Below are 11,690 nucleotides of genomic sequence, written 5' to 3'. Positions count from 1 at the left end.
GTCGCAAAAACGTCCAATTTCTCCCTTTTATAATTCACCAAACGCAATTTTTTGGGCTAACACGTCGTGGTTTTTTGCTTGTGTGGTGTAATTTGGGCGGGGGGGGGGGGGGATTGTGGGGATTGTGGGGATTGTGGGGCGTGTGGGGCGTGTGGGGGGAGATAGATATTTATTTCCCCTGTCTTGAAAAGGTGCTTCACTTGGGGAAACCCCAAGAACGCACTTTTCGCTTTCCCCTTTTCCCCTTCTTCCCTAAAGCCTAAAGCCTTTAATGATAATAATTTAAGTTTAAAGTAATATTAACAGGTTGTCGATCGGTTGTCAGCGACATCAGCATAATGGCTGAGGTAATGTAGAAAAACCTCTCTGTGATTGAGATCTAGCTATCGATCGAATTGCTGAGTTTAACGTTTTTAATGCAATAGACCGCTCGCATGTTGAAAAGATCGTGAAACTTATCACTCTGTAATCTGACATAGGTGCTATATTAAATGAGACTATTTTGCAACAAGTTCGATCGATACCATCTAACAAATAGTTATGGGGTATTCAGAGCATTGCCAAGTCACAAAAAAGCCAACCGATCGTCTTAACTATCCTGATAACTGTAGTTACTAGGCGTGAAGGGATCGGTCAGCAGCAAAATAAATAACTTACCTAGATTGTAAACGTTGGCGAAGCCTTGCCTACGGAAAATTCTCCCTGCCGAGGCTAATCCAGCCAATTCATCTAAATTGAGTCACAACATCTCTTCACAATATAATTCAGACCATTATGGCAGCAACGTACACGACAGCTAAAAATAACGTTCCGACGACTACCGGAGCGGGCAATGACATCATCGATGGTGGTAATTTTAAGACTAATATCTCGGCTGGCGGCGGGATTAACCTAGTCAGGACGGGTAAAGAAAATGATGTCATCGCCACTGGTGACGATAATGATTTTATCGATGCTGGCGACGGTAAGAACGTCATTAATGCTGGCAGTGGCAATAATCGCGTTTTAGCTGGCAAAGGTAGCGACAACATCGCTTTGGGAGCTGGGAACAGTGTTGCCAACAGCGGTGCGGGTAACGACACTATCTCCGCAATATTTGGTAACAGCATTATTAATGCTGGTACTGGCAAAGATAAAGTCGATCTCGGCGGCGGTAACAACAAAATCGTCCTCGAAGCTGGTAACGGCGATGTCACTATTACCGGATTCGACATCACCAAAGACAAGTTTCGTTTGGGTGAAAGCTTAATGGGTAAATCTCTGACATTTACTACCAAAAGGGCAGATACCCTGGTAATGAATGGGACAGACTTGCTGGCAACCATCAAAGGTGTGACAGGAGCTACAGGATCGTTAGTCGATAGTACGCCCCTGTTTAGCTACAAAGCAACCGAATTAGGTTCGTTTAATACGACCAATCTTAATGCCAACGTAGTTGCGGGTGGGATTAATGACTTTGGACAAATTGGCGGACGTTACGATACTGCTGGTACCTTTATCAACGAGAATGCCACCACAGCGGTTCTCCAACCCAACAACATTATCCGCCAAGGATTTGTCTGGGAAAAAGGTAAACTCACAGCACTTACCAACGTTGGGGTAAAAAAAGGTGAGTCAGACTTTGGGGCACCTAATGGTACAACCATTAATATGCTAGTAGCTAATGTCCGAGGGATCGGCGACAGGGGCGTTGTGTTTGGGACTGTCGATGAAGTTCGTCAACCAATTCCCATCGCAACCGACAGAGCCATCACTTGGGAGCAAGAAGGAACTGCCAAATACAAACTCACAGTCGAGGATTTTGGTGGACTAGAAAGCTACTACTTCGATACTAACAACAGCAAGCAATATGCTGGACGGAATATTCTCTCTAATGCTTTTGAAAACCCCATTTTGGTTGAGAATGGCAAAGTGACAGATCTCGCCGATTTAGGTGGCGATGGTGGTACCGCACAGGGTATCAACAACAAAGGGCAACTTGTTGGTTCGATCGATAGTGATGGTATTCTCAACGATGTTGCTGTCAACACCGCAGTTACCTGGAATAAGGATGCTAAAGGTGTGTATCAGCTCGAAAATCTTGGTACCTTTGGTGCGGCACAAGCTAGCTTGCGCGATATTAACGATAATGGCGACATTATCGGTGCCAAAAGTAACGGGCTAAGTGGCACAGCCGCAGTTACCAACCCCTTCATCCTCCGCGATGGAAAGCTCACCGATTTAGGTAGCTTAGGTGGTAAAACAGGCTCTGTCACCGGGATTAACTCCTTCGGCACCGTTGTTGGTTCCTCTCAAACCACGATTTTAGGTGGGGCTGATGGCAAAACACTAGAAAACCATGCCTTCGTGTGGAGTGAAGGAAAAATTACCGACTTGAATAGTCTAGTTACCGAACCGATCCTCTATAACGGTGCAAAAGTCGTCTTGACTAATGCTGTCGGTATTAACAACTTTGGGGATATTGCCGCCACCGGGACTTTTATTTACAAAGATGCCGTGACTGGTAAAGATACGGTTGGTACTCGCGCTTATGAGTTAAAAGGGATTGCAAATAAAAACGTCTTTACTCCCGCTCAAGTAGCGCAAGTTGTTAGCGGTGCGGCTCCTAACTCCATGATGGGAACTGCGGCTAGTGCTGTTAGTACAGAAATGGCAAAAGTAACAGGCACGACAATTGCAGCAGGCGATAGTGTCAGAGCTAACGATAGTCCGGTTATGCCATTATTTGCATCAACAAGTGGCATTGGCGAGCCAACCAGTCCGAGTGCTGTTTTAGGTACTAATGTCGATCCTTTACTGGTTAACACTCAACTACCAGTGTTGAATGTTGGCTTACCTGTGTAATTGGTAAATAGACAAATTGGCTTGAGTTGACACAAAGTTTTTACCTTAGCTTTCCCCTAATAGAGCTACCGTGTATACACATCTCTAGCTTGAAGCGAAATTGGTGTGAATCCCCCTAAATCCCCCTTGGAAAGGGGGACTTTAAGAGCAAGCTTTCCAAGGGGGTTGGGGGATTCAGATCTCAAAGCGAAGTCTAATAGACTTATATACACCGTAGCCTAATCGAGGGGGAGGCTTTACCCAAATTTAGCAGTCGGCAGTAGCCGAGCCGGATCTAAATTTCTGCTGGTGCATCGATAATTTTAAAATCTATAACAATCAAATTTGTCAGTCATGTCCTCAACGGTTCAAGTTGGAAAACGCACATTTACTACAGATGCAATTTGCGAGCAATTGAGTAATTCTGCGCTGCTACCACAGTTACTCAGAGAGATGATTATCGATGAGATTCTAGCAGAGTGGGAAACAGAAATCGATGGTAAAATTCCTTACAATCGCGAAGAGTTTGCCGAAGGGTGCGATCGAATTAGCCGACTTGCCGAATATCAAGGATTAAATCAACTCCAGCTTTATAAAATTGTCGATCGCCACTTAAAATTACAAAAATTCAAACAAGCTCGATGGGCAGGTCAAGTATACAGTTATTATTTAAAGCGAAAAAGCGTCCTCGATCGAGTCGAATTTTCCATCATTCAAGTAAACGATTTAGGCTTGGCTAAAGAGCTATTTTTTAGAGTTCAGCGAGGCGAACAATCCTTTGCCGAATTAGCTTTTGAATATTCTCAAGGCAATACGGCTAAAGATGGCGGTAGAGTTAGTGCCACCGATATCGAGCGAACTTTTCCAGCCCTTTCCATGTATTTACTCAGTCTCAAGAAAGACGAAATATCACCAATTTTTACATTAGATAATCTACATACATTTTTAAGATTAGAGCGATATATTCTTGCAGAATTAGACGATAATTTAAATAGGGTATTACTAGATGAACTATTCGACAACTGGATTCAGCAGCAGATTTCCACTAGATTGGGTTTGTTTGCTGTAGAAGATTCAGTGAACGATCCTGAATTGACGGAGGAACTAGATCTAGTAAGTGAAAGATCGGGAATGTTACCATCAGTAGAAATCATCGAAGACCGAGCGATCGATTCAGATCTAATGGAGCCAACATCTTCTTTCTTTTTCCCGAAATTAACATCCGCTGCCGATGTTTTTGACGATCGTCAATATGCTCGTACTTCCTCTAGCTTTTTTGTCCCCCAATCTCATCTGGCTCGAACTATCGTTCGTCCCCGAAGATTTTGGAATCGTCAAAAAGCCATTTCTTTCTTATGCTTCTTTTGCATGTTTTTAGGATTGGAAATCGTAGCATTAAAGATGTTTCATCGTTTAGACCCTCCGCAAATAAGTATCGGCAATTCTCGTAACTAATCCATTTCTAATTATTAATAACTAATGACAATCGACACATCTACAGAAACATCAATCGAACGGGAATTTCCCAAGCAATTAGATCTAGCTCAAGTTTGTATCTATGGATTGAGCATTCTTTCTGCGGGCATATTTTTATTCCTGCCATTTTTCAACCTCTTACATCCTAGCCCCTGGCAAAGATCGATTGGTGCCATACATGGTTTTGGCTCCCTGCTAGCCACCGTTGTCGCCGTCTACACCGGACATTTAGCATTCCCACTCTTACGCGGCTCTGCGAAGATTTTACCCCAAGTACGGACGCTCACATTTTGGGCAGCTTCGATCGCATTTTTAGCAATTGCCAGCGGTAACTGGGCATATATGCGCTATCGTGCCGATGCTTCATTTGGCGGTGCGAGAGCTTGGCTCAAAGAAAATAGCCCACTAGCCCAATATGTGTTGATGGAATATCACGAATTTAGCGTTTTATTCACCCTTCCCATCGGTGTGGCTTGTGCCTGGATTTTATGGACGTATGGCGATGCAATTTTAGATAAAAAACATCGCGTCGTTTTATCAGCTACTTGCGTCGCGCTCATGAGTTTGATGTTCTTTGCGATGGGTGGCTTAGTCACTGGTTTAGGCATCGCTAAAATTCACGCACTCTAACTCATATTTTCAGAAGTAGCAGCCAGAAAAAATCCGATCGTTTTTAATCCATAACCCACAATCTACAATGACAAATACTCACTCTAAAAAAGTGTCAATTAACCCACCCATCTATGGAAAAGTATGGGCAACTCTCAAGCAATTCCCCGCAGGTTTAGCTAGAGGCTCAAATAACCCGCCTGCAACATCTGGAACGGCAGCAGCGGCTTTAATTAGTGCCGGAATCGGTTGCTTTACCATGATGGTAGCTCACCATCTTGCCGATACATCTAAAGAAAGAGAAAAATTTATTTGGGGACTCGGCAAATGGATTCCCGGTAGCGACACTGGCGATAAATTGTGGGGCAATATTGGTAGCTATACAGGTAAAGAAACCATGCTCTTAGTTAGCTGGTTGGTAAGCTGGATTATCTTACACAATTTGCTTAAAAATAAGCAAGTTAAAACCAGCACGATCTTTTTATGGGCATTCGGGCTAATTGTTGCAGCAACGGCAATGAGTTGGCATCCCATTTTCCCTTATCTGCCATTAGTCTAATTTACACCAGTTCCGATCTTTAATATCATCTCAAGCAGTTAATTATGAATGAGCTACCTCAAGAATTCAGCGACAACTTAACCGCATCGCGTAATACTGTCAATGCGATCGATAACCCAGTTAGAATTTCCGCACGAGAACTCCATAAATATGTAGTCGGATTAGTCGGAATATTCGCGCTAGTTGTGATTACCTATCCGATCGCAATGAGTCGAGTTACTCAAAAAGAAAAGTTTGCACCGTATCAATCCCATCTCAAATCTTTAACACTAGAATACAAACCAGTCGAACCCAAATAGCATAGCCTGTCTTAGATATTAATTTATTAGCATCCTTACATAATCAATGTGTGAGGGTGCTAATTAGTAAGCATCCTCATTCGATAAAAATATTCCTATAGAGAAGTGGCGTAGCATTTTTACCAGATAGTAACACGATCGCAACTGCCAGTAGGGTGCTGTTTATTCGGTAAAATTCAGTACTGATGGTAAAACCCTTGCCAGTAGTGGAGTCGATCGTAGCGTCAAGGTATGGGATGCAAATTCTGTAAATATCTATTACGCTAATTATGCCCCGACCGGAGATAATTTATAATTAAATTAGTCGAAGAGCTTTAGACAACTAAATAAATCCTAAAGTAGGGGTCAAATTATGAAAATTGCCACCATGCTCGACAGTTTCATCGGCTATTTTGCCGCAGCAGCAGCCAGAATCTTTGGACTCGATCGCAACGAATATCCCGCAACGGGCGTGCAACCTTTTGAAGGTGAAATTGATAAAAAACATCGTTAGATTAACGATTCTTAAATATATTAAACCGAGTATTTTTACTCGATCGAACTCAACTTACACCGAGTTTAATAAATTCCATCGCCCAGCCCCAGTAAATTCTACTTTTATTTCAGAGTAGCGGCTACTGGGCTGGGCATTTTGGCGATCGATTATTACTTATGAATTGCCAGATCCGGTAATGTGTCGCAGAATGATGTCGATTTTGGCATCTTGAGCATCAAACCGCTGATTCATTTCCTTTTTCAGTTCATCAACTTCATCATAGAGACGGTCGAACTCGATATTAAGTTCGCCCCAGGTGATTTGGGTATCTTCAAGACGGTTAACTCTACGGGAGATCGTTCTCAGTTGACGATCTAGCCGTCGATCGTTTGGTTCGTTAGATTGGGTCATAATGGTCGATAGATATTCGAGTCGATTGGATTTAATAGCCCTGGTATCCCTGTTAGTTGACGCTGACGGGGATGCTTTCATTTTAACTTCGATCGGCGGCCTGTGAGTATGGTCATTACAGTATGGTGGCTACTGCTCTTACAATGAGGCTACTTACCCAGCAAATCTCGAACATCAACATCATCCGGCGGAGCCTACTGTCATGAAAATCGCGAATCTCGATGAAACCACCCTGCGATATCGCACTACCGACAAATCTTTCCAGCGGGGTGAATCATACTACCAACAGGGTGCGATCGTCGATCTGTGTCAGCGGGGAAATTGTCTTTATGGTGAAGTCGAAGGCAATAATGTCGAACCCTATCGTGTCACCATTCAGTTTGATGCTGGTGGCGTGACTGAAACGCAATGCACCTGCGAGTATAGTTTGGATGGCTGGTGCAAGCACATCGTCGCAGTGGCTCTGACTTCGATCCGCATACCGGGAACCATTCACAAACGTTTGTCTTTAAATGAGTTATTAGATCGATTAAATCTCGTTCAAACTCAGACACTAGTTCAAGAATTAGTAGCTAAAGAACCTGACTTAATAGATCGGATCGATCGATTCGTCACCAAAATTTTGCCCCCCATTATTCAGCAAATCTCTACATCCGAAACTCGCCCCAAACGTCAGACGAGTGTAGATCCTCAACCCTATCGTTACCAAGCCAAACAGATGATGCGACACTGTTTGGAGCATTGGGAAGATGGAGGAGAAGAAAATCCGATCGATGAGGATTTACCAGAGATTTTAGCCCAAGCGCAAGCTTTTATCGATCGCGGCGATGGTAATAATGCGCTGGTAATTTTAGCAGCCATTACCGAAGCTTGCGTCGAGGATTGGGACGAGATTGCCGATTATGGCGGCGAAGGCGACGAGATCGTCGCACAGCTCGATCCGGTGTGGGCGGCGGCGGTGTTAACAGCCGAATTATTATCTACAGAAGCTGTCGATTTACAGGTGAATTTAGAAGAATGGCAAGATCGGCTTAGTGGTGAATTTGAGATTTGTGCTGAAGCACTGCGTCAAGGCTGGGATACACCGGAGCTGCTAGCCGTTCTACAAGGGGAAAGTGAGGATCTGTGGGCAGATGGACGACCGAACTATGCAGACAAATTAGCGCGGATTCGGCTCGAAATCTTGAATCTCCAGGAACGCTACCCAGAGTATCTGAACCTCGCACGGGCGGAGGATTTAGTTGAAGAATACCTGGTGCTGCTGGCACAATTGGGACGGATCGATGAAGTCATGGCTGCCAGCATTCGCATCAAAGATGCCCAACAAGCCCTCGCCGTCGCGAAGGTATTGCGAGAACAGGATGCCCTCGATCGATCGCTTCTCATCGCGACTGCGGGATTGGAGCTACCCGATTGCATTGCTACCACACCCGCTGAGGATCGGTTCTTCACCATCAGTCAGAGTCCACTGCTAGATCGCCATCGCTACGAATTAGCCGATTGGACGAGCGAATTAGCCCAAGGATTGGGCGATCTAACTACCGCTCTGGGCGCACGGATAACCGCATTTAAACTGCGTCCATCGATGCAAGCATATCAACAAACCAAAACACTCGCAGGCGACACTTGGCAGACCTTACAGCCCAATCTGCTGAAACATTTACAGACGATGGATAACTGGAGTCATGCCGAAGCCAAAGTCCAAATCTTTTTGCACGAACATGCGATCGACGATGCGATCGCGACTGTCAATGATGGTTATGGGCGGGGAAACCTAATGCAGTTAGTCATGGATGCTGCTATTTCTCATCGCCCAGAATGGGTAATTGCCAAGGCAATTCGCCCAGCAGAAGACATTATGAATCGCGGTAAGGCGGAATCTTATGAAGATGCGGTAAATTGGTTGACTAGGGCGCGGGCTGCTTATATCCGATCGGGACGGCAAGCCGAATGGGAGCAATATCGATCGCAGTTAATTACCACCCACGGACGCAAACGCAAACTGATGGGTTTAATTGAGGATGCAAATTTGTAGTGGCGAGAGACTTGCTAAAATTGAGTTTTGAATGCCATCGATCGAGTAGGGGCAATTCATGAAGCGACCGAAATCGCGCTGAGGTTCCCTCAGCGTGCGTTTCGGTCAAGACATTGCCCCTACTCGATCGCTGAGATTGTGGCTATTGTGGATCTTTGTCATCCTCATTCCCTAAACTAGCAGCTTGAGATAGCACCAGAGGACATTTATGACTGCCGTAATTATCGACTCCACCGCTAACAAAGTAATTCGATCCGCGCGGCGAATGGATTCCCGGTTAAAGATTCATAATCGAATAGAATTCTGAAAGTAGACGATCGAGCGAATAGATTTTCTATGCTTAAAGTACCCAAAACAAGCCATGAAGATATTAGTATCTAATGGGTGTAAATCCTGCCACTAATTATTCGAGTAAACATGAACCCAGATCGCAACGCAATTTTAGCTAATATTCCATCGCCTTGTTTCGTACTAGAAGAAGAACTGCTAGCCCGAAATCTGGCAATATTCGCTCGAGTCCAAGCAGCCGCCCCGATTCGCATCATGCTTGCGCTCAAAGGGTTTTCGCTCTTTCATAGCTTCCCCCAAATTCGTACCATTCTCAAGGGTGCTTCGGCTAGTTCTTTATGGGAAGCACGGCTAGCCGCTGAGGAATTTGGCATGGAAGTGCATGTCTATTCGCCCGCCTATCGGGATGAAGATGTCCCGGAGATTCTACCCCTCGCATCGCACATGACCTTTAATTCGATCGGGCAATGGGAAAGATTTAAGCACCAGATCGCCGCTCATACGCCGCACAAACCCTCGATCGGGTTGCGAATCAATCCTGAGTACTCGCCAGTCAAAACCGCGCTCTACAATCCCTGTCAGCCCTCAACGCGGTTGGGTGTTTCGGCTAAAAATTTGGGCGAGACTTTACCCGCAGGCATCGATGGATTTTTATCGCATAATTTGTGTGAGAGCGACTCGTATGCCTTAGAAAAAACCTTGGCTAATATCGAACTATTATTCGATCGATTTTTACCAGATTTAAAATGGCTCAATCTCGGCGGCGGTCATTTGATGACGCGCAAGGATTATAATGTCACCCATGCGATCGAGGTGTTAAATGCCTTTCATACTCGTCATCCGCACATTCAATTATTAATGGAGCCGGGTTCGGCAATTGCTTGGGAAACGGGATTTTTAATCGGCAAAGTATTAGATCTCATTCCGACCGATGATGTGGTAAACGTGATGTTAGATGTCTCGTTTACCGCCCACATGCCCGACTGTTTGGAAATGCCTTACAAGCCAGCAATTCGCGGCGCGCGGGAGCCTGAAGCAGGCGATACGTTCTATCGAATGGGTGGTTCTAGTTGTTTGGCTGGTGACTTTTTAGGCGACTATGCTTTCGACAAGGAATTAGCGATCGGCGATCGGATTATCTTTGAAGATATGATGCATTATACAATGGTCAAAACTTCAACATTTAATGGTGTTGTCCATCCCGCGATCGGACGGATCGATAAAGATGGTAAATTCACGTTATGGCGCGAGTTTGCTTATGAAGATTATCGATCGAGACTGGGTTGAGTTTCAAATCCCCGACTTCTTTAAGAAGTCGGGGATTTGGCATTAATATCGATGATAAAGACGGTACAATTAAAACTATGAATCTTAATAATCCGATTCAAACTATTTTCAGATTTATCAAGCTATCGATTAGTCAATATACACCGATCGATCTGATGGGTAATAATTTGGAAGATATATTTAACTTTCTCAAACTTTCCGATCGAATTGCCACGGCGGGACAACCGACTGAATCACAATTATCGAGTGTTAAAATGGCAGGCTATCGATCGATAATCAATCTTGCTCCAGGCACCCATGAAAATGCATTGGCGAACGAAAGAGAGATCGTCGAGTCGCTGGGGATCGAATATATTCATATTCCAGTCAAATTCGATCGACCGACTAGTGAAGATTTCGCTCGCTTTTGTGATGTCATGAGATCGAACGAAGATCGATCGATCTTCGTTCATTGTGCTGCTAATTTACGTGTATCTAGTTTTATATATTTGTATCGCCGAATCGTTGAAGGTTTCACTCACGAAGCCGCCCAAATTGAGTTGGCTAAAATCTGGATTCCCAATCCAGTTTGGCAGGAGTTTATAGATCGAACAATTGCCGAATAAAGCATAAATTAATCGTTAACTAAGTTAATAGAGTAGTCTATCGATCGGCCGAATCGATAAAGATGGTAATTTCACGTTATGGGGCGAGTTTAGTCAGGAACGGAAAAATTAGGGTGGCTCATGCTCGATCGACTTAAAATATAAATAGCTATGGAAAATAAATTATGACGACTACTTCATCAAAAATTGTCCCCTTGCTGGAAAATGGCGATAAATTAACTCGCCATGAATTTGAACGGCGTTATGCTGCCATGCCAGATCGACAAAAAGGGAGTAATAAAGCTGAATTAATCGAAGGAATAGTATACATGGCATCGCCACTCCGATTTGAATCTCATGCAAAGCCACATGCTAGCTTTGTAGCTTGGCTATCAGCCTATTGGGTTGCTACCCCAGGTTCACAATTAGGCATCGAGCCAACAGTACGTCTCGATCTAGATAATGAACCTCAGCCTGACGCAGTGCTGTTTATTCCAGGAAATGGGGCAAGTACTACGGAAGATGACTACATATTGGGTGCGCCAGAATTGGTAGCTGAGATTTCTGCTAGTACTGTGTCGATCGATCTAAACACTAAGAAACAAGTATATCAACGCAATGGAGTTCGAGAATATATCGTCTGGCGGACTTTGCAACAAGAAATAGATTGGTTTAGCCTCCAAAATGGTGAATACGTTCGCCTCGAACCCGATGAGAATGGTGTCGTCAAAAGCCAAGTATTTCCTGGATTGTGGTTGGCAGTAACAGCGATGCTGAGTGGCGATCTCAAAGAAGTTTTATCTGTATTGCAAGCAGGGATAAATGAATAGTGGATAGTTAGGGT

11 protein-coding genes and 1 pseudogene are annotated in these 11,690 nt (G+C 44.3%); 11 read left to right on the top strand and 1 reads right to left on the bottom strand.

Going from position 1 to position 11,690, the window contains the following annotated elements:
• Positions 1 to 774 precede the first annotated feature (774 nt).
• The 7 genes and pseudogenes from RMO79_RS24320 to RMO79_RS24295 all read left to right on the top strand — a co-directional run bounded on the left by RMO79_RS24320 (position 775) and on the right by RMO79_RS24295 (position 6,259).
• Positions 775 to 2,844, top strand: a complete 2,070-nt coding sequence (locus RMO79_RS24320; protein WP_310485862.1) for a hypothetical protein — start codon at positions 775 to 777, stop codon at positions 2,842 to 2,844.
• Between the two features lie 333 nt (positions 2,845 to 3,177).
• Complete coding sequence (locus tag RMO79_RS24315) at positions 3,178 to 4,278, top strand: peptidylprolyl isomerase (protein ID WP_310485861.1); 1,101 nt, start codon at positions 3,178 to 3,180, stop codon at positions 4,276 to 4,278.
• Positions 4,279 to 4,302: 24 nt separating this feature from the next.
• The gene (locus RMO79_RS24310; protein ID WP_310485860.1) at positions 4,303 to 4,929 is read left to right on the top strand and encodes a hypothetical protein; all 627 of its coding nucleotides are present in this window, start codon (positions 4,303 to 4,305) and stop codon (positions 4,927 to 4,929) included.
• 67 nt (positions 4,930 to 4,996) lie between these two features.
• The gene (locus RMO79_RS24305) at positions 4,997 to 5,467 is read left to right on the top strand and encodes a hypothetical protein (RefSeq protein WP_310485859.1); all 471 of its coding nucleotides are present in this window, start codon (positions 4,997 to 4,999) and stop codon (positions 5,465 to 5,467) included.
• A 44-nt stretch (positions 5,468 to 5,511) separates the two neighbouring features.
• On the top strand, positions 5,512 to 5,766 hold the full coding sequence (locus RMO79_RS24300; protein ID WP_310485858.1) for a hypothetical protein: 255 nt from the start codon (positions 5,512 to 5,514) through the stop codon (positions 5,764 to 5,766).
• A gap of 169 nt (positions 5,767 to 5,935) precedes the next feature.
• Positions 5,936 to 6,061 (top strand): annotated as a pseudogene (locus RMO79_RS24705) (hypothetical protein); the annotation flags it as partial.
• A 57-nt stretch (positions 6,062 to 6,118) separates the two neighbouring features.
• Positions 6,119 to 6,259, top strand: coding sequence for a hypothetical protein (locus RMO79_RS24295; protein WP_310485857.1), 141 nt, complete (start codon positions 6,119 to 6,121; stop codon positions 6,257 to 6,259).
• Positions 6,260 to 6,415: 156 nt separating this feature from the next.
• On the opposite strand, the gene RMO79_RS24290 is transcribed toward RMO79_RS24295, so the two are convergent.
• On the bottom strand, positions 6,416 to 6,652 hold the full coding sequence (locus RMO79_RS24290) for a hypothetical protein (protein WP_310485856.1): 237 nt from the start codon (positions 6,650 to 6,652) through the stop codon (positions 6,416 to 6,418).
• A gap of 202 nt (positions 6,653 to 6,854) precedes the next feature.
• Here RMO79_RS24290 and RMO79_RS24285 point away from each other — a divergent pair, with 202 nt between their 5' ends.
• From RMO79_RS24285 to RMO79_RS24270, 4 genes are all read left to right on the top strand, one after another.
• Complete coding sequence (locus tag RMO79_RS24285) at positions 6,855 to 8,687, top strand: SWIM zinc finger family protein (RefSeq protein ID WP_310485855.1); 1,833 nt, start codon at positions 6,855 to 6,857, stop codon at positions 8,685 to 8,687.
• 417 nt (positions 8,688 to 9,104) lie between these two features.
• Complete coding sequence (gene nspC / locus RMO79_RS24280; RefSeq protein WP_310485854.1) at positions 9,105 to 10,262, top strand: carboxynorspermidine decarboxylase; 1,158 nt, start codon at positions 9,105 to 9,107, stop codon at positions 10,260 to 10,262.
• A gap of 77 nt (positions 10,263 to 10,339) precedes the next feature.
• Positions 10,340 to 10,867 (top strand): protein tyrosine phosphatase family protein, encoded by a 528-nt coding sequence (locus RMO79_RS24275; protein ID WP_310485853.1) that lies wholly within the window; start codon positions 10,340 to 10,342, stop codon positions 10,865 to 10,867.
• 164 nt (positions 10,868 to 11,031) lie between these two features.
• Positions 11,032 to 11,676, top strand: coding sequence for a Uma2 family endonuclease (locus RMO79_RS24270; protein WP_310485852.1), 645 nt, complete (start codon positions 11,032 to 11,034; stop codon positions 11,674 to 11,676).
• The last annotated feature ends 14 nt before the right edge of the window (positions 11,677 to 11,690 follow it).

The organism is Chamaesiphon sp. VAR_48_metabat_403, from assembly GCF_031422475.1.
Taxonomy (GTDB): domain Bacteria; phylum Cyanobacteriota; class Cyanobacteriia; order Cyanobacteriales; family Chamaesiphonaceae; genus Chamaesiphon.
The sequence above is the reverse complement of the archived record's forward strand: the minus strand, read 5'-3'. Positions and strand labels throughout refer to the sequence as shown.

Bases quoted from the DNA above. Each gene is read 5' to 3' on its own strand.
- RMO79_RS24320 (WP_310485862.1), top strand. From the start codon at position 775: ATGGCAGCAACGTACACGACAGCTAAAAATAACGTTCCGACGACTACC.
- RMO79_RS24315 (WP_310485861.1), top strand. From the start codon at position 3,178: ATGTCCTCAACGGTTCAAGTTGGAAAACGCACATTTACTACAGATGCA.
- RMO79_RS24310 (WP_310485860.1), top strand. From the start codon at position 4,303: ATGACAATCGACACATCTACAGAAACATCAATCGAACGGGAATTTCCC.
- RMO79_RS24305 (WP_310485859.1), top strand. From the start codon at position 4,997: ATGACAAATACTCACTCTAAAAAAGTGTCAATTAACCCACCCATCTAT.
- RMO79_RS24300 (WP_310485858.1), top strand. From the start codon at position 5,512: ATGAATGAGCTACCTCAAGAATTCAGCGACAACTTAACCGCATCGCGT.
- RMO79_RS24295 (WP_310485857.1), top strand. From the start codon at position 6,119: ATGAAAATTGCCACCATGCTCGACAGTTTCATCGGCTATTTTGCCGCA.
- RMO79_RS24290 (WP_310485856.1), bottom strand. From the start codon at position 6,652: ATGACCCAATCTAACGAACCAAACGATCGACGGCTAGATCGTCAACTG.
- RMO79_RS24285 (WP_310485855.1), top strand. From the start codon at position 6,855: ATGAAAATCGCGAATCTCGATGAAACCACCCTGCGATATCGCACTACC.
- nspC (WP_310485854.1), top strand. From the start codon at position 9,105: ATGAACCCAGATCGCAACGCAATTTTAGCTAATATTCCATCGCCTTGT.
- RMO79_RS24275 (WP_310485853.1), top strand. From the start codon at position 10,340: ATGAATCTTAATAATCCGATTCAAACTATTTTCAGATTTATCAAGCTA.
- RMO79_RS24270 (WP_310485852.1), top strand. From the start codon at position 11,032: ATGACGACTACTTCATCAAAAATTGTCCCCTTGCTGGAAAATGGCGAT.